The 18,014-nt window shown below is 51.5% G+C and carries 15 protein-coding genes; 4 read left to right on the top strand and 11 right to left on the bottom strand.

Features of this window, described 5'->3' with window-relative positions; translation table 11 throughout:
- Window positions 1-63: 63 nt before the first annotated feature.
- From FGI41_RS16595 to hppD, 6 genes are all read right to left on the bottom strand, one after another.
- Window positions 64-276 carry a CstA-like transporter-associated (seleno)protein gene (locus FGI41_RS16595; RefSeq protein WP_139491512.1) on the bottom strand — a complete coding sequence of 71 codons (213 nt, stop codon included), beginning with the start codon at window positions 274-276 and terminating at the stop codon, window positions 64-66.
- Window positions 276-2,366 carry a carbon starvation CstA family protein gene (locus tag FGI41_RS16600; RefSeq protein ID WP_139491455.1) on the bottom strand — a complete coding sequence of 697 codons (2,091 nt, stop codon included), beginning with the start codon at window positions 2,364-2,366 and terminating at the stop codon, window positions 276-278. The genes FGI41_RS16595 and FGI41_RS16600 overlap by 1 nt, the downstream gene beginning before the upstream one ends.
- A gap of 180 nt (window positions 2,367-2,546) precedes the next feature.
- Window positions 2,547-3,431: a LytR/AlgR family response regulator transcription factor gene (locus tag FGI41_RS16605; RefSeq protein WP_139491456.1), complete on the bottom strand. Its 885-nt coding sequence runs from the start codon at window positions 3,429-3,431 to the stop codon at window positions 2,547-2,549.
- Entirely contained in the window at window positions 3,406-5,121 is a 1,716-nt protein-coding gene (locus FGI41_RS16610) for a sensor histidine kinase (protein ID WP_255298511.1), read from the bottom strand. The genes FGI41_RS16605 and FGI41_RS16610 overlap by 26 nt, the downstream gene beginning before the upstream one ends.
- Before the next feature lie 133 nt (window positions 5,122-5,254).
- Window positions 5,255-5,458 (bottom strand): hypothetical protein, encoded by a 204-nt coding sequence (locus FGI41_RS16615; protein WP_139491458.1) that lies wholly within the window; start codon window positions 5,456-5,458, stop codon window positions 5,255-5,257.
- A 143-nt stretch (window positions 5,459-5,601) separates the two neighbouring features.
- The gene (gene hppD, locus FGI41_RS16620) at window positions 5,602-6,693 is read right to left on the bottom strand and encodes a 4-hydroxyphenylpyruvate dioxygenase (protein WP_139491459.1); all 1,092 of its coding nucleotides are present in this window, start codon (window positions 6,691-6,693) and stop codon (window positions 5,602-5,604) included.
- Between the two features lie 214 nt (window positions 6,694-6,907).
- On the opposite strand from hppD, the gene FGI41_RS16625 reads away from it, so the two are divergent.
- A complete protein-coding gene (locus tag FGI41_RS16625) occupies window positions 6,908-7,597 on the top strand; it encodes a hypothetical protein (RefSeq protein ID WP_139491460.1) in 690 nt (229 codons plus the stop codon).
- Between the two features lie 180 nt (window positions 7,598-7,777).
- Window positions 7,778-8,470, top strand: a complete 693-nt coding sequence (locus tag FGI41_RS16630; RefSeq protein ID WP_139491461.1) for a class I SAM-dependent methyltransferase — start codon at window positions 7,778-7,780, stop codon at window positions 8,468-8,470.
- Window positions 8,471-8,473: 3 nt separating this feature from the next.
- On the opposite strand, the gene FGI41_RS16635 is transcribed toward FGI41_RS16630, so the two are convergent.
- The 3 genes from FGI41_RS16635 to FGI41_RS16645 form a co-directional block, all read right to left on the bottom strand.
- On the bottom strand, window positions 8,474-9,085 hold the full coding sequence (locus FGI41_RS16635) for a sterol desaturase family protein (protein ID WP_139491462.1): 612 nt from the start codon (window positions 9,083-9,085) through the stop codon (window positions 8,474-8,476).
- Between the two features lie 133 nt (window positions 9,086-9,218).
- Entirely contained in the window at window positions 9,219-10,169 is a 951-nt protein-coding gene (locus FGI41_RS16640; protein ID WP_139491463.1) for a methyl-accepting chemotaxis protein, read from the bottom strand.
- Window positions 10,156-10,941 carry a hypothetical protein gene (locus tag FGI41_RS16645; protein ID WP_139491464.1) on the bottom strand — a complete coding sequence of 262 codons (786 nt, stop codon included), beginning with the start codon at window positions 10,939-10,941 and terminating at the stop codon, window positions 10,156-10,158. The genes FGI41_RS16640 and FGI41_RS16645 overlap by 14 nt, the downstream gene beginning before the upstream one ends.
- 97 nt (window positions 10,942-11,038) lie before the next feature.
- On the opposite strand from FGI41_RS16645, the gene FGI41_RS16650 reads away from it, so the two are divergent.
- The gene (locus tag FGI41_RS16650) at window positions 11,039-12,481 is read left to right on the top strand and encodes an RsmF rRNA methyltransferase first C-terminal domain-containing protein (RefSeq protein ID WP_139491465.1); all 1,443 of its coding nucleotides are present in this window, start codon (window positions 11,039-11,041) and stop codon (window positions 12,479-12,481) included.
- Window positions 12,482-13,225: 744 nt separating this feature from the next.
- Window positions 13,226-14,824, top strand: coding sequence for a M2 family metallopeptidase (locus tag FGI41_RS16655; RefSeq protein ID WP_139491466.1), 1,599 nt, complete (start codon window positions 13,226-13,228; stop codon window positions 14,822-14,824).
- Window positions 14,825-14,993: 169 nt separating this feature from the next.
- On the opposite strand, the gene FGI41_RS16660 is transcribed toward FGI41_RS16655, so the two are convergent.
- Window positions 14,994-16,565: a DEAD/DEAH box helicase gene (locus FGI41_RS16660; protein WP_139491467.1), complete on the bottom strand. Its 1,572-nt coding sequence runs from the start codon at window positions 16,563-16,565 to the stop codon at window positions 14,994-14,996.
- 82 nt (window positions 16,566-16,647) lie between these two features.
- Complete coding sequence (locus tag FGI41_RS16665) at window positions 16,648-17,862, bottom strand: MFS transporter (protein ID WP_139491468.1); 1,215 nt, start codon at window positions 17,860-17,862, stop codon at window positions 16,648-16,650.
- Window positions 17,863-18,014: the final 152 nt, after the last annotated feature.

The following is an 18,014-nucleotide window of genomic DNA, read 5'->3' on the forward strand; positions in this document are numbered from 1 at the left end:
AAATTACCAAGATACACGCAAAAGGAGGCTCCATTTCCTGTTAGGAGCCTCCTGTCAAACCAATCAACAGCAGCGGTTGATGCCACCACTCTCGTATCGGTTTTTCAATGCGTACATATAGTATTCTTTCTCCGACAGCGGGAATTCACCCGGCTTGGCATGGTTTTTGTGCCAGTGCTGCAGGTAGCGGTCGTAGTCCGGCATGCCGAAGATGGTCTTGATCGCGGAACTGAGCTTGCGCAGCTGCATCCGAAGCATTTTGAGGCGATATCTCATCATGCTACGTGATGTCCGCCGCCGTAGATGTCATCCCCTTTGGAGAGCACATACGGAGATTCTTGCAGCTCATATTTTTTGCCGCGCATCACACCGACCCAGACGCGAATCCCATCGAGGATAACCGCTACCGTGATGACAAGGAAGATTCCGCAGACGATGGCGTCGACTTGGTCGTTGAAGATCATCTTCTGAGCCGCTTCGATCGTTTTTACACCCTTCGGCAGCTCGCCCGCATCAAGTGTTTTCTGGAAAGCTTCTGCATGGGACAAGAAGCCGATCTTTGGATCTGGGGAGAAGATTTTCAGCCACGCCGCATACAGAGTAGCCGTAGACAGCCACGCCATTGGCACGATGGTGACCCATGCGTAAGCGGCTTTGCCCATTTTGAAAATAAGCGTGGTTCCTACCACGAACGCGATCGCGGCAAGCATTTGGTTGGCGATACCGAACAGCGGCCAGAGGGTTTTGATCCCGCCAAGCGGGTCAACAACGCCTTGGTAGAGGAAGTAGCCCCAGCCTGCTGAGATAATCGCAGAGCCGATGATGTTACCCGGGAGCCAGTCAACCTGTTTCATTTTTGGAATCACGTTACCAAGGATATCCTGCACCATGAAACGGCCTACACGTGTACCTGCGTCGATGGTGGTCAGGATGAATACCGCTTCGAACAGGATGGCGAAGTGATACCAGAACGCCATCAGTGCTTTACCGCCGAGGATGGTGGAGAAAATGGTCGCCATCCCAATCGCCAGGGATGGTGCACCGCCTGTACGGGACAGGATGGTTTTCTCCCCTACGTCGTTAGCAAGACCGGTGATCATATCAGGTGTGACTGCGAAGCCCCAGCTGGTGATCGTCTGTGCGGCTGTTACTGCATCTGCACCGATCGCCGCTGCCGGTGAGTTAACCGCGAAGTAGAGACCCGGTGTCAGGATACAAGCTGCGATCATCGCCATGATGGCTACCGCAGACTCCATCAGCATCCCGCCGTAACCGATGACAGGTGCATGGGATTCTTTGGCGATCATTTTTGGTGTTGTACCAGAGGATACCAGGGCATGGAAGCCAGATACTGCACCACACGCGATGGTGATGAACAAGAACGGGAACAGCGTACCGGAGAAGACCGGTCCTGTACCGTCGATGAACGAGGTCAGCGCAGGCATTTGCAATGGTGGAAGTGTAAAGATGATACCGACTGCGAGTACCCCGATCGTCCCTACTTTGAGGAAGGAACTGAGGTAGTCACGCGGTGCAAGCAGAAGCCATACTGGCAGGACAGATGCGATAAAACCGTAGATGATGATCATCCAAGCCAGCTGTGTACCAGTGAAGGTGAACATCGCAGCTGTTGTTGGGTTTTGGGCGATTACTTGACCATAGTACAGAGAGATGAACAGCATCACGAGACCGATCAGGGATGCTTCCATAACACGCCCTGGACGCCAGTAGCGCATGTAGACCCCCATAAAAAGAGCAATCGGCAACGTCATGAAGATCGTAAAGGTAGCCCACGGAGATTCCGCGAGAGCGTTTACAACAACTAGTGCTAGTACGGCAATAAGAATAACCATGATTGCCAAAATACCGACCGAAGCAAGCGCACCGCCAACCGGCCCGATCTCTTCTTTTGCGATTTGGCCCAAGCTTTTACCGTTGCGGCGCATGGAGCCAAACAGGATGATGAAGTCTTGTACGGCACCACCGAGAACTACCCCGGCAATGATCCAGATCGTACCTGGGAGATAACCCATCTGAGCGGCAAGAGTTGGTCCGACCAGCGGGCCTGCTCCGGCAATCGCCGCAAAGTGGTGACCGAACAATACCCATTTGTTCGTTGGTACGAAGTCTTTGCCGTCGTTGTTTACTTCGGCAGGTGTAGCCCGTTTATCATCGAGACCCATAATTTTGCGGGTGATAAAACGGCTGTAAAAACGGTAGGCAACCGCATAGGTACAAAATGCTGCTGTCAACAGCCAGAAGGAGTTGACGGTCTCTCCACGGGACAGAGCGAGAGCACCGAATCCAAACGCGCCAAGCACGGCGACGGCTGTCCAGATGAGGATTGAAACTATTCCCTTTTTCATGATGCTACCCCTTTCATGTGAATATTATGAATAGACAGACAGAACTTACACTCCACTTAAACATACAAGCCTGACCGCGATGTAAAAATGAAAATTGTGCGAAAAGTTAAAATTAGTGCATGAACGGTTGATTTTTAGTATTGAAAACGCTTACATCGACCTCGAAATGCAAAGCTGGCATTAAAATCCAAGACGCCGCTTTACCTCTTTCACTGCATTCCGGCTGACTGGCACTTCACTCTGCCGCGCATCCTGCATCACCAAGTGGATCGAGCCTTTGAACCACGGGACAAGCTCCGCTGTTTTGGCCAGATTGACGATAAAAGCACGATGGGTGCGGAAAAACTGGCGGGCAGGCAGACGGCTCTCCAGCTCTTGCAGCGTAAACGAGGTGGCATATTGCTCTTTGTGAGTGAAAATGCTCGCATATCTCCCCTCCACGGTCGCAAACACGATCTCAGATGGATCGATCAGCAGGATTTTGCCGTTCTTCTCAACAGGAATGCGCTTGGGCTGCTGTTCTTGGGAGAGGACATGCTGAATCAGGGAGGCGAGCTGTTGTTCCATTTGTTTGGGATCTAGGGAAGCACCTGTGGCTAAGGAATCATCTGCTGAGACTTGCTGATGGCTCTCAGCCGTGACGTCTACTTGGATGCTGTCAGGTGCAGAATCGTTCTCTCCAGCTTCGTAGTGTGCGTTCTCGAAGCGTTTGCGGACACGCTGAATGGTCTTGTCCAGACGCTGTTCACTGAATGGCTTGACGATATAGTCGGTCGCCTCCAGCTCAAATGCACGGACAGCATGAGCCTCGTAGGCGGTGGCGAACACGATAACCGGCCGCTTTTCCATCTGATTGACCAGTTGTTCAGCCACCTCCACTCCGTCGCGGTCGTGCAAATGGATGTCGAGGAAGACCAGATCGGGCTTGGCTTCCGGGATCAGCTCCAGCGCTTCGGTGCCACTGGAAGCTTCTCCGATCACCTCTAGATCCGAAAATTGTTCGAGCAGATAGCGCAGCTCGGCGCGTGCAGGCATTTCATCATCCACGATGAAGACGTTGAGCATGGTTGTTCACTCCTATCGGCAAAGTGATGGTACAGGTGGTACCTGCTCCTTTTTCGCTATGTATAGTGAGATCATACGGGGCACCATAAATCGATTGGATGCGCCCTCGCACATTGGTCAGTCCAATCCCACTGAAGCGGCGTTTTCCTGAAGGGGTCCCCTCCGGCTTGACGGCAAAGGGATCGCAATCCATCCCGACTCCATCATCAGAGACGGTCAGAACAAGGGTATGTGAATCGATCTCGCGGGCAGAGATGGTGACAGTCCCTCCCTCCCTCTTGGGTAACAGTCCGTGCTTGATCGCATTCTCGACAAGCGGCTGGATGATCAATCCCGGAACGAGCACATGCTCCACTCCTGGCTGAATGTCATAGGCCACATGGAGCTTGTCGCCAAAACGCGCCCGCTCGATCGCCAGATATGCTTCGACATGCTCCAGCTCCTCTGACAGAGAGACATACCCGCCACTCTGGTGCAGATTGCGGCGGAAGTAGTCAGAGAGGTAGATCAGCAGTTCACGGGCTTTTTCCGGGCGGATGCGGATGAAGGAGACGATCGTATTGATGGCATTAAACAAAAAATGCGGATTGATCTGAGCGTAGAGTGCCCTGATCTCGGCATCGGCAAGCAGACGGGACTGACGTTTCAGCTCAGCGACCTCCAGCTGGGTGGAGATGAGTTCCCCCAGACCCCGTACCAGCTCCAGATCAACCGGAGAAAGCTTCCGGGTATGATCCTGATATAGCTTGAGGACCCCCACTACTTCCCCTCTTCTTTTGAGGGGGACAAGAATCGCAGAGCGCAGGGCACAGTTACGCACCTGGCAGCCGATCTCCTCTTTGCTTGCCGCGATTTTGATTTCTTTGGTCTCTATGACCTCGCGAGTAGCTTCGGTGGCGATCTGCTTTCCTGGGATGTGATGGGACGAGCCGATTCCCACGTGACTCAGCACCTCATTGATATCGGTGATGGCGACTGCTGCACAGCGGATGGAACGCAGGATCTCGTGGGCTACTTTTTCCGCTGATTCACGGGTCAACCCGTCGCGCAGGAAGGTCACGGTCTTATCCGCGATCCGAAGCGTCCGCTGGGCTTGCAGTGCTCCAATCTGGTCTTCCTCTGACTTGACCAGATCAACGATGATAATGAAGACAGCCACCCCAACCGAGTTGACCACCGACATCGGGATACTGATCACCTCGACCAGCTCCAGCACCTTGGTATACGGATAGGCGACCAATAGCAAAATCCCCATCTGCACCCATTCGGTAAAAAAACCGACCCACAGGGCAACGACCCAATTGACCTCCCGATGCTGTTTCCGATACGCCCGAAAGACCCAGCCCGCAATAAACCCGTGCGCCATCGTAGCGATCCCGGCCGCCAAGCCTGTATAACCACCCAACGCATAGCGGTGAATCCCTGAGATAAACCCAGTGGCAACCCCAACCCACGGGCCTGCTAAGAGTCCAGCCACAACCGGCCCCATGGCACGTGAACTGGCGATCGCCCCATCATAAGGGATCCCGATATGCGTCGCAAAAATAGAAAAAGAGGAAAAAATAAAGACCATGATCAGCTTGTCCCGCCATGTGGCACGCTCATTCAGTACGCGGCGAACCGCTCTGATCCGTGTCAACAGGAACGCCGCCATAATCAAGATCGCAGCTCGCTCGGTTAAAAGAATCATCAAAGGATGCAGGAAGATCAACTCCTCACCCACCTCCTTTTGGTTTTGATGCATCTACCATTTTCGATACTGTTACTATTATTCGCTTTTGTCACATTTTGGTCAAGAAAAAAGACACCGTCTGATCGGTGCCTTACTCTACACGAAAGCCGATGGACTCTGTCTCAGGCGATTCTGCGCTGCTCTGAGAGCCTGTGTTAGTGTTGAAGCCTGCTTGTGGATCGGTTGTCTGTGGATGTGGTGTGTCGATCTCCACTTCTGGACGGTCTACATACGGGATCTCTTGCGGGGTATCAATCTGCGGGACTTCTACCATGTTCTGCTGATTCATTTCCATCTTCTCTACCTCCTGTTGGCTCATCGATCCCCTATAGCTTTCCCGAGAAATCATCCCTTCATCTATTGGAGGAAAAAATGGAAAACGGCCTGCTTCTCCAAGAAGGAAAAGCAAACCGTTTAGATATGGTGCTAAGCAGTTGATTAGAGGTTACCGCGGCGCTCTTGCTCGCGCTCCAGTGCTTCGAAGAGAGCTTTGAAGTTACCGTCGCCGAAGCCTTTGGAGCCTTTGCGTTGGATGATCTCAACGAACAGGGTTGGACGGTCTACGATTGGCTTGCTGAAGAGCTGCAGCAGGTAGCCTTCGTCATCACGGTCAACGAGGATGCCCAGTTCTTTAAGCTTGTTCAGGTCTTCTGGGATTTCACCGACGCGGTCAGTCAATTCTTCGTAGTAGGTATCTGGTACATGGAGGAAGTCTACTCCATTGTCACGCAGAGCGGATACGGTTTTGACGATATCGTTGGTCAGGAGTGCGATATGCTGTACGCCTGGTCCTTTGTAGAACTCCAGGTACTCTTGGATTTGGGATTTGCGTTTGCCTTCTGCCGGTTCGTTGATTGGGAACTTGATGCGGCCGGTACCGGAAGACATTACTTTGGACATCAGCGCAGAGTATTCAGTGGAGATGTCGTCGTCTTTGAAGTTTTGGGTAGCAGTGAAGCCCATTACTTTTTCGTAGTAAGAAACCCACTCGTCCATCACTTCAACGTTACCTACAATGTGGTCGATACCGATCAGGCCGGTACCTTCGCCTTTTACAGGTGCTTCGTACGCTTCGAAGCCTGGGAAGAATACGCCTTTGTAGTCTTTACGCTCGATGAAGGAGTGAACGGTGTCACCATAGGTACCGATGATTGCTTTTTTGATGGTACCGAACTCATCGGTGTACTCGGTTGGCTCTTGGATTGGGATCGCACCGCGGGAGATCGCTTCGCGGTATGCCTGTTCACAGTCTTCTACGCGGAGCGCGATATCTTTTACACCTTCGCCGTGTTTTTTCACGAAGTCAGTGATTGGATGTTCATCGGTAAGCGCGCCGGACAGAACGAGGCGCAGGTGGTTTTGCTTGAGTACATAAGACACTTTATCGCGGGAACCAGTCTCAAGACCTGCATATGCATAAGCCTCGAAGCCGAACGCTTTAGTGAAGTAGTGCATCGCTTGTTTCGCGTTGCCTACATAAAGTTCCAGGTAATCCCAGTCTTGAATTGGAAAGAAATCAGTTGCCATTATGTCACCCTCCAGAATTCGTAATTTCAGAACTTATTGAAATGCTTTCTTAATTCAGAGATTACATTGAAACCGCTTTCCTCGCAAGAATCCCTAGTGAAGCTTAAACGCTTTTCATTAATAAAGACCATCGTTTCAGCATTGACCACGCATCAAATCAAGATAAATTGGCAAAAGTAGGAATATGAATTTTTATTTCCACAGGGGGTATCAGTCCGTGTATCCATCCTCTACCCAAAGCATGTCAGCCGAGCTGCAACGCTTGATCAATCAGCTCCAGCAGCACGAACGTAATCAGAGCAATACCCTGCGCAATCTTGCCAACCAGCTTCAGAACCTCGCCTCCATGGAAAATCAGACGATGACCCTGCTGCAGCAAATCCATCAGCTCAGCAATCAGCTGGCATTCGAGGCGATGCGGCATAGCAGCGGCAGCATCACCACAAGCGGTACCACCAACCAGCCACAGACGGCGACCTCGTCGTTTCAGCCTGAGCAGCATTTGACCGGAAATCCAGCGGGCGGCAATCTGACGGGTCTTGCTGGTCAGGTGAACCCGATCCCTCAGATGAATCAGGTTGTTGGTCAGCCTCACTCGTTCCATCCGGTGAATACGGTCGGACCGATTAGTTCGTTGAATCCGCTGAATCAGTCGGGGCAAATCAATCCGTTGAATCCATTCAATCAAGCTGGTCAATCCGTGCAAGGGCAACTCCCTACTTTGAACACAGCCAATCCGATGAGCCAGCACAGCTCACTGTCCCAGTCGAATCAGGTGAATCCTCTTAATCCGTTATCGCAGACACAGGCCAATCGGCTGAATCAGAACCAGCCAAGTACTCCTTTGGCCCAACCGACCTATGATCCCAACGTGGGTGCGTTTCAATTCGAACCGCCAGAATCTTAATCCTTCGCTACCCCATCCTATGCGGTCATCACCACAAGCAACACCGTAGGTCAGAGATCAACCCGGTGAATATGAAAAGGCACACGATGCGAACCGTGTGCCTTTTGGCTGTTGTCTATGCTTGTTTTTCCTGTAAGATGGTAGGTAGAAAAGATAGGGAAATAACAGGAGGAATCTGGGATGAATCAAGAATGGAATGATGAAGTCGTCAAGAAATGGAATAAAAACGCGGAGCAATGGGATCGGGACAGTATCGAAATGTGGGATACCGGTAGCCGTAAGACGATTCTTCCGCTGTTAAAGCAACTGGTGTCGACTGCTGACGGCACGATTCTAGATGCTGGCTGCGGCGCAGGATATGGCAGTTGGAAGCTGGCACGGGATGGTTATCGGGTAATTGGTGTCGATATTTCCCAAGAAATGATTCAATATGCCAAATCCCGTCCAAGCGAAGGTCTTTCGCTCGAATTCCGTGTCGGCGATGTCGGTCGGTTGTCTTTGACGGATGAAGAGGCGGCGGGGATTTTATCTATTAATGTCGTGGAATTCACTGAATCACCGCTGGATACCCTGTTGGAATTCCGCCGCGTGTTGAAACCTGGCGGCATGCTGCTGCTCGGAATTCTCGGACCGACAGCCGGCCCCCGTGCGTACAGCTTCCCTCGTCTGTATGGAAAACCAACGATTCAAAATACGATGATGCCATGGGAAGCCAAGCAGTTGGCTGAGGAAAACGGCTACGAGCTAGTCTCCGAGCACCCGGTCTACAAGGAAGGTGTCACCGATGAGATCGCAGAACAATTAGATCCGTTGCTGCGGGAAGCTGTCAGTTTCTTGACCGTTTTTGTCCTTAGAAAAGTAGATCAACCGTAAAGCTTACTGGGCCTGCTCCAGATCGCGCGCGGTCTTGCTCTTCTCCACCTGTTTCTCATTGGGAAACGTCCCCATGAGCACATCAAAGGCCGGATTGGTTACACCATACCAGTAGTTTTCGTTTTTGAAGTGGTGCAGTAAGTGAAGCTTCTTCATCCAACGGCCCCATGGGGTGAACGGCTGGATTGGCCTGTGCGCCACATAGTGCGTCCACTCATAAAACAACAAAAACCCGATCATCCCTGTGGCAAAAGCACTGGTCATCGCCGCATCTGCGGTCAGCCAATAATAGACAGCAAACGTCACCACCATCTGGGGCAGGCTGTACCATACCGGCAAAAACAAAAGCTCCAGCTCATCCGGCTTCACATGGTGATCATAATGTAAGCGCTTTAAAAAATGTAGAAACAAAGGGTTCTTCGGCGGCTTCAAGTGAAACAGAAAACGATGAATCAGGTACTCACTGAGCGCATAGAGGACCATCCCAAGCAGGAGGGACAGCCAGACCACGCCTCTGTCCAGATCAGGCAGTGTGAAAAACAGGCAAGCGAGTAACAACAGGCTCATCACCATAATATCTAAAAAGCTGAAAAATTCTTTCAAATAAACCCTCATTTCGCATCCCCCACAAATACACTCTTTTTGACATAGGCTATTACGTTCTCTTCCTCATTATACTGCGAAACGCAACGAAAAAAAGGGAAATGATCCGGCGCAGCTCTGCCACACGGTCATTTCCCTCTTTTATTTAGCGTTCCATTAATTTTTTCAGGCTAACGTAGCTTTGCTCCAGCTTGTCATCCACCTGCTTGGCTTCACGGACGTGGGACACCAGTTCCTCGTTCATCGAACCAAGCAAGTCTTGCGCGTCACGGACTTGGCTTGCGATGTCGTCCGCATAGCGTTTTTGCTTGTCAATGGTGTCGATTACATTTTGAACCTCTGCGCTGACTTGTTGGAAAGCACTCATCATTTCGCCCATCTGGGTTGCGGCGGTTTTGCTTTTTTGCAGGCCCTCTTGGATGGCAGCAGAGCTTTTCTCTGCATTGGTCAGGGCGGTTTTGGTCTCGGATTGGATATTGGTGATCAGATCGGCGATGGATTTGGTGGAATTGCCAGTCATCTCGGCCAGCTTGCGCACCTCGTCGGCAACAACGGCGAAGCCGCGTCCCTGTTCACCTGCACGCGCCGCTTCGATGGCAGCATTGAGGGCGAGCAGGTTGGTCTGGTTGGCGATATCACTGATGACCTGCACGATGCTGGTAATCTCGGCAGAGCCTGCTTCTAGACGGCTCATGGAGGCGGCAGTATTGGTCGATTCGCGCTCCAGATTGGAGATGACGGACAGCACTTCCTCCATCGATTGTTTGCTGAGGCGGGATTGCTCCAGGGAACGGTTGGAGATATCGTTCAGACGCTCTCCGCGTGCATGCAAATCAGTGGCGGTACGGTCGGAGTGCTCACTGATCTGCTCGATCCGCTCGACGGTCTGCTTCATCTTCCCTGCCAGCTGGGCCAGTCCACCATGCTGGGAGTTGACCACTCCATGCTGCTTGATGATCACGCCCATCTGTTCGTACAGCTCGACGATATCACGCTCCAGCAGGGCTTTTTCTTGTGCATTCTTATCATTCTGTTCTGAATTCGCAGGGATGAGTTCGGACATGACGGCTTGCTCTTGTTTTTTACGCCAGAACATCTTGTTCCTCCTTTAATGGCCCTCTCCGGTAGCTGTATGGACGAGACTCTACGATACCGGGGTGCTGTTTGACAAGCAGGTGCAGGTTTTCCATAAAGAAATAGTGACCTTCTAACAGTTCCATGTCTTTCTTGGTGAAATTCTCAACCTGGAGATATTGCTGCATTTCAGTTATATACCTCTCCATCTTGACGGCAAAACCATTGGCGCGAAGCATCTGCTCGATCTCTGGATTCTCCGCTTTGACCTGCTGGATGTCGGAGTGGATCTGAGTGGCTTCGTAAATCATCTGATAGGCGCTTTTGACATAGGTTTCGCTGGTTGCGGATGCTTCTTCTTGTCTTGCTGCGCGCAAAGCACCCAAGTACGTGATAAAATGGTAGGTGGTTAAAAACAGCGGACCTAAAAACAAGATGATCCCTGCTTTGTAGACATGCTGATTGGCAATATTGGTGATAAGAAGAAACAGATGGTACAAAATCGCGCCCAGCCATACATAGATGATCACCTGGTGGCTCACCTGACCGGCCTGCTCCTGCCTGGAGAAGACGAACGTCAAGCCCAACAGGTAAAAGGCCAGCAAGGTAAAGCTGGCACTAAACAACGCCATCTCCATCTCCATCAGCCATTCTGCCTGTACGATCGGAATATCTACAAAAAAAGTAAAGGCTAAAACCAATACAGAGAACACCAGCCCCAGCACCCAGAAACGGGATACATCACCGTCGACACGACGGCGGGAGCGGTATCTTTGTGCGCGTGACTCTTTCAACGAATGCTCACCTCACTATAGGTAAGGATTCGCCAAAAGACTACATAATCCTTTTTGGTCTGTGCAAAACCGTGTAAAACTGACAGTGGAGGTACCCATGAATCGCGAGCTTCCGACATTATTTTCCGAACGGATGAAAACCATGCTGCAAGACGAATACGAGCGTTTTGTAGATTGTTTCTCCAACCAGACGTATCTTGGCCTCAGGGTCAATACCTGCAAAACGACACCAGACGAGCTGCGCGGGGAAATCCGCCTGCTTGAGCCTGTGCCGTGGTGCAGTGAAACCGGATTCTATTATCCCGAAGAGGAGCGTCCTGGCAAGCATCCTTATCATGCCGCCGGTCTTTATTATCTGCAGGAGCCAAGTGCCATGTCGGCCGCCGTCGTCTTGGAGGCACAGCCCGGTGAAACCGTGCTAGATCTCTGTGCCGCACCCGGCGGGAAATCGACACAGCTGGCTGTCGCTATGAACAACCGAGGCCTCCTCATCTCCAACGAAATCCATCCCGTCCGCGTCAAAGCACTCTCCGAAAACATCGAGCGCTTAGGCATCACCAACACGATCGTTACCAATGAGACGCCAGAGCGGCTGGCTGAGCGTTTCCCTCTGTTTTTTGACCGAATCCTCGTCGATGCCCCCTGCTCTGGTGAAGGGATGTTCCGCAAGCTGCCAGAAGCGATCGACGACTGGTCACCAGCCAAGGTAACCGAGTGCCATATCATGCAGAAGGATATCCTCGACTCTGCAGCCGACATGCTCAAGCCCGGAGGTGTGCTGGTCTACTCCACCTGCACATTTGCCCCGCTGGAGAATGAGCAGTCTATCAGTGAGTTTTTGCAAAAGCATCCTGAATTCGAACTGGAGCCGATCCCGACAGCTGAATTCTTTTTACCCGGTGTCCCTGAGTGGGGTGATCCCACCTTCAATCTGAAGCTGACCTCCCGCCTCTGGCCGCACCATCTGCACGGCGAGGGGCACTATGTCGCCAAGCTTAGGAAAAAGGATCTGACCGCCCTAGATGAGGACGATGACTCTCTGTCCGCTGCCCCTGCTTCGAAAAAAGCAGGCAAAAAGAAAAGCGGGCAAACACAGGTGAATGCCGGACGCAAAGAAGCGATTGCAGCCTGGCGACAATTCGCCGAGGAAGCCGTCCCATCGGTGCTGGAGCGTACCGCCGACGATAAAGCCTACCAGCTGTTTGGCGAGCATCTCTACTATTCCCCTGCCTCCTCGCTTGAGCTGTCCGGCTTGAAGGTAGCCCGCCCCGGCTGGCATCTGGGAACGGTGAAAAAGAATCGTTTCGAACCGTCCCACGCGCTCGCCTTGGCAATTGGGCCAGATGAGGCGACACGAGTGCACCAGATGGATCTGGCTGAAGGAACTGCCGTCTATGACTATCTGGAGGGACAGACTCTGCAGGCAGATGGGTCGAATGGCTGGACCCTGGTGACGGTAAATGGTTATCCACTTGGTTGGGGCAAGCAGTCGAATGGGCAGTTGAAGAATCATTATCCCAAGGGGCTGCGGTGGGTGTAGAGAGTTTTTTATCTTTGAGAAAATCAAAAACCCCAAGCTTGAAAAGCCTTGGGGTCTCTATCTTTTTACTCTTTTTTCTATTTCTCATTTCCACCAGTGCTGGGAAGAGTCCGGGGTGATGCCAGCGGCAAACCTCCTTTGAAAACCCTCTTAGCTCCGGGAAAAGCAAGAGTGTTACCCGCTTCTTCGAGTAACCCCAGGGGAAACCCCTTCGCTTGAAAGAGCTTCTTCGAACCTTTTTCCCCGAACATACACTCTTGATTTTCCCGGAGCGGACAGTGCAACACCCTTGCGGGTTTTCAACAGAGGTATGCCGCTAGCATCACCCCGGACTCTACACCACCACCACCACACTACCTACGCCGCTCGTCGTCAATCCGCGTCAAAAGCCCATCACGAATAAACTTTGTAATTTTAGAAACAGGAACCCCTGTCGCATTGGCTACTTGAAGCGCATTGGAGTTGGGATTAGCACGAATGTAATCCTTTACCGCTCGGAATACACCTTTATCCTTTTCAAAACATACTTGGCAGTACGAATGACGCGGTGGCATAACACTGCCACATACGGAGCAAAAGCCCTCCATTGGTCGATTTCCTCCCCTGACATAATTCATTTCCCTATGAATAGTCTGTATTACTTAGTACCCTCTTCCATATTCTTTAAAACGCATATACATTGGGTAGAATGTAGTGTACAATTTTTATTAAAAAAATTTTTTTTACACCGAAAGGAGAATTGCTTTGTCAACCGTCCATTCCGCTGTGCAGACCTTTCTCAATGAACGCCTGCCACAGATCAAGAAACTGAATGCTGAAAGTGCCGATGCTTATTGGCAAGCTTCGATCACAGGTAAAAAAGAGGAAGAAGAGCTCTACTCCAAGAAAAACCAAGAATTGCTTATGCTCTTTTCCAACCGTGAAGATTTTGCCTCCATCAAACAATGGCTTGCTTCCGATGAGCTCACAGATGAAACCCTGCGCCGCCAACTGGTCCTGCTACATAACGACTACCTCCCGAACCAAATTCCTGAAGAAAAAATCAAGCAAATGGTCGAAAAAGAAGTAGAGATCTCCAGTGAGTTCACCAACTTCCGTCCAGAGATCAACGGTGAGCGTGTGTCCAACAACATGATCAGCGATATCCTGACCGCTGAAAACGACAGCACACAACGGGAAGCAGCCTGGAGAGCCAGCAAAGAGATCGGCGAACAGGTGGCTGATAAGATCAAAGCACTGGTTCAACTGCGCAATGAAGTGGCCCGAGAGCTGGGCTACAGCAGCTACCACAGCATGGCACTTGAGACCCAAGAATTGGACGAGACAGAAATGTTCCGTGTACTCGATCAATTAAAGAATGAAACAGATGAGCCGTTTCGTCAAGTAAAAGCGAAGCTGGATGCGGAATTGGCTGCCCGTTTTGGCGTTCCTGCTGAAGAGTTGCAGGCATGGCACTACCGTGATCCATTCTTCCAAGAGGCTCCGCCGCTAGAAGGGCTTGACCTTGATCCTCTGTTTAAAGACAAGGATATCGAGGCGCTCTGCCGCCAATTCTTCCAAGACCTCGGCATGGACGTGGCAGATATCCTCGCCAACAGTGACCTCTACGAGCGCGACAACAAAAACCAGCATGCCTACTGCATGGACGTTGACCGCTCCGGCGATGTCCGCGTGCTTGCCAACATCCGCGACAATGAGTGGTGGATGAGCACGATGCTCCACGAGTTAGGTCATGCTGTCTATGATAAATACAATGATCCAAACAGTCCATACCTTCTCCGCCGTTATGCGCACATTCTGACCACAGAAGCGATTGCGATGCTGTTCGGACGCCTGACCAAAGACGTCGATTGGCTGCAAAAATACCTGACCCTCTCAGAAGCACAGGCTACCGAATTCCAAGAAAAGCTCCAGCCGTATCTCTCGCTCAGCATGCTGATATTTGTCCGTTGGGGCCTGGTGATGGTCTACTTCGAGCGTGAGCTGTATAAAAATCCAGAGCAAGACCTGAATGCACTCTGGTGGAAGCTGGTGGAAGAACTGCAATTCGTGAAAAAGCCAGAAGGCCGCAATAAGCCAGACTGGGCTGCGAAAATCCATATCGGCACATCGCCTGTCTACTACCAAAACTACATTTTCGGTGAACTGACCGCCTCTCAGCTCGACTACGCGATCCGCCAAGCAACCGGAAAAGAAACGATCATCTCAGAAGAAGCAGGACAATGGCTGGTCGAGAAAATCTTCAAACCGGGCGCAAGCTTCCACTGGAACACTATGCTTGAAAAGGCAACAGGTGAGTTGCTCAATCCGGAGTATTTTGTGAAGCAGTTTGTCGGGAAGTAGGATCGCTACTGCTTATCTCATTACGACATACAAAAAATCGTCTACGCTCCAGCATCGGGGCATAGACGATTTTTTTTGCAAACGTATCTGTCTTTTGTTACGGTTAGATTACCGAAATAAATCGAACGCACGTTCTTATACAGATCAGTTCGCTCGGTTGAACCTTCGCTTAGCGGTTACGACCTCCGCTTTTTGCACCTGGTCTGCCTGCTCCACCAGGTCGTCCGCCAAAGCCAGATCTTCCGCCGCCGGTCGGTCTGCCTGCTGCAGCTGGTCTTCCCGCACCGCCAGGTCTTCCCCCTGCTGTCGGATTGCCTGCTCCGGATGCACGGCCTGCTTGACCTGCTTTTCCGCCTTTTCCAGCTGCTCTGGCTGCTTTCTTAGCTGCCTTGGCTTCTTCGATCTTGCGCTTGCGGTCGTACGTGGTTTTGAGTTCTTCCACTTCACGCGCCAGCTTTTTCTTGTAGCCCGGCTTTACTTTTGTCTTCTTGGTCAGAGCTTCCTTCAGTGGAGCATCTCTTTTCTTCTCTTTGAGCTCTTCATCTTTTTTCTTCTGCTCGCGGAGATTGACGAAGTACTCTTCCCGCTTGGAAGCACGCTCACGGCGACCTTCGTCAAGATGACGGCCTGCCACCATCAGTTTTTCTTCGATGTTGGAGCGGATTGCTTTTTCAAAACGGACGATCAAGCCACGCTGACGCGGGGAAAAGAATGAGATCGCCATCCCCTTCTGCCCGGCACGTCCCGTACGGCCTACGCGGTGGATGTAGCTCTCCACGTCATTAGGCAGATCGTAGTTGAATACGTGGGAAACACCTTCTACGTCAAGACCACGTGCCGCGATGTCTGTGGCAACGAGGACTTGGAATTTGATATTGCGGAAATCACGCATGATTTGTTCACGCTTGTTTTGGGACAGGTCACCGTAGAGTGCGCGTGCTTCGTAGCCGTTCTCTTGGAGACGGGCGGTCAGCACTTGGACGCGTTGTTGGGTGTTGGCAAAGATGATCGACAGGAACGGCTTGTGCAGCTCGATCAAGTCCATCAGCGCATCCATCTTGTCGCTTTGGTTGACCTGATAGCAGATCTGCTGGATGTTCTCCACGGTTCTTTCTTTGGACTCAATCTTGATGTGTGGAGCGGATTGCATGAAGCGCTGTGCCAGCTTCTTCACCAGATCAGGCATGGTTGCGGAGAACAGCAGCACTTGGCGGTTCTGCGGTGTGGAGACGATGATGTTTTCCACGTCTTCAAGGAAGCCCATCTCCAGCATTTTGTCCGCTTCATCCAACACCAGTGTGGAGATGCGGCCGAAGTGGAGCGTACCGCGCTTCAGGTGATCGAGCACACGTCCCGGTGTACCGACGACGATATGTACGGTTTCCTTCAGCTTGTTCATTTGGCGTTCGATATCCGTACCACCGTGGAGCGACAGTACATTGACATCGAGATGCTTACCCAGCTTCTCTATCTCCTTCGCGATCTGGATGGAGAGTTCGCGGGTTGGGGTGAGAATCAGGGCTTGGATGTCATTCTTGTGCGGTTGCAGATTGTGCAGGATCGGCAACACGAATGCAGCTGTTTTCCCTGTACCAGTCTGCGCTTGACCGATTACATCCTTTCCATCCATAATAAGCGGAATTGCTTCAGCCTGGATTGGGGTAGGTTCTTTATAATACAAATCTTGGATGCCCTTCAGGACTTCTGGGCGAAATCCGAACGATTCAAATACTCTACTCATATCATCACTTCCTCCGTTAAAAGACACTTTATCTATAGTAAAGTAGTATCTCCAAAATGACAAGAAACGAATAGTCCCCTGCTCATGCTGTCATGGCTTTCTTGCGGTTCATGAAGACGAGTCCTGACGAGATGAAGTATAACACAGCCGCAAAAATATATACGGTGCGGATCCCCAGCCAGTCAGAGACAGCCCCCATCACGAAGACCGAAATACCAAATGTGGCATAGCTGATCGTGCTCTGCGCTGAGAAGACCTTTGGCAGAAGTTCCCGCTCTACATGTGCCTGAAAATACGTCCGCTGGGCAATGTCCCGCAGCTCATAAAACGGACCCATCACAAAGACCATCGCCAAAGCTATCCAAGCTTCCCCAGTCAACGCATATCCAAGCGTCAAAAGACTTACCCCGAACGATCCGACTGCAATACTTGCAAACAGATGGTTCTGAACCCTGCGTGACTGTGACAAGATCAACAAGCCGCCGACGATGGCCCCAGCGTAATACCCGGCATTGATGTAGCCCCACCATTCTTCCCCCTGATGCAGTACCTCTTTGACAAAGACGAGCGTCAGGCCGCCGATCCAGATTCCTCCCGCGATTCCTTCGATCATATCCATCAGGGTGATCATCCGAAGCGGGCGGCGCTCCCAGATCGCAACCCAGCCTGCTTTGATCGTATCCCACTGCATTCCTTTCTGCTTGGTTTCGGCTTCCACTGGCTGATCCGGCTCCCGGATAAACAGATAGGACGCCGTCGACAATACATAGAGTACCAATGTCAGCCACAGCAGCTTCTCCTCCCCGAACCATGCCGCCAGTATCCCGCCGAATGACCAGCCGAACAAGGCAAGTGTCTGGTCTGTCGTGGACAGCAGACTATTGGCTTTGACCAGCTTTTCCTCCTCGACCAAACGGGGCAACAGAGCCTGCCTGCTTGGAACCACCCAGCCGTCGAGAAAACCGACGATGGTGATGAGTCCAAGCAATCCCCAGAGAGCACTATCCCAAGCATTACCTCCTGTTAATCCAATCACCACGATCATGGTCACCAACAGCGCCATCTGCCCGATCTGCGCCCCGGCTAAGATCGAACGGAGTCTGTAACGATCCATCAGCAACGGGGCAGAGAATCCACTCAGCAGCTGTGACAGCACCCGAAGCAGCGACACCACCGCTGCTAACGTAGCTGAACCGGTCGCGTGATAGACCAGTGTGACTATTGCCACCGTGTAGAATGCTCCCGCCACATTCACAATCGACTGCCCCGCCCATAAAAAATAAAATGACGGATTCATCCCTGTTCAACCTCCCCCACGGTTTCCCTCATGATTTTCTACATTTGCTTTTTTCCGACTTTACTCCCGACTTTACACGCTCCCACTCCTTCCATACATATGTCAAAAGCCCATCCGTTCATCCAAGGATGGGCTTTCCACGTATATCTTTA

The organism is Brevibacillus dissolubilis (assembly GCF_006170445.1).
GTDB lineage: Bacteria > Bacillota > Bacilli > Brevibacillales > Brevibacillaceae > Brevibacillus_B > Brevibacillus_B dissolubilis.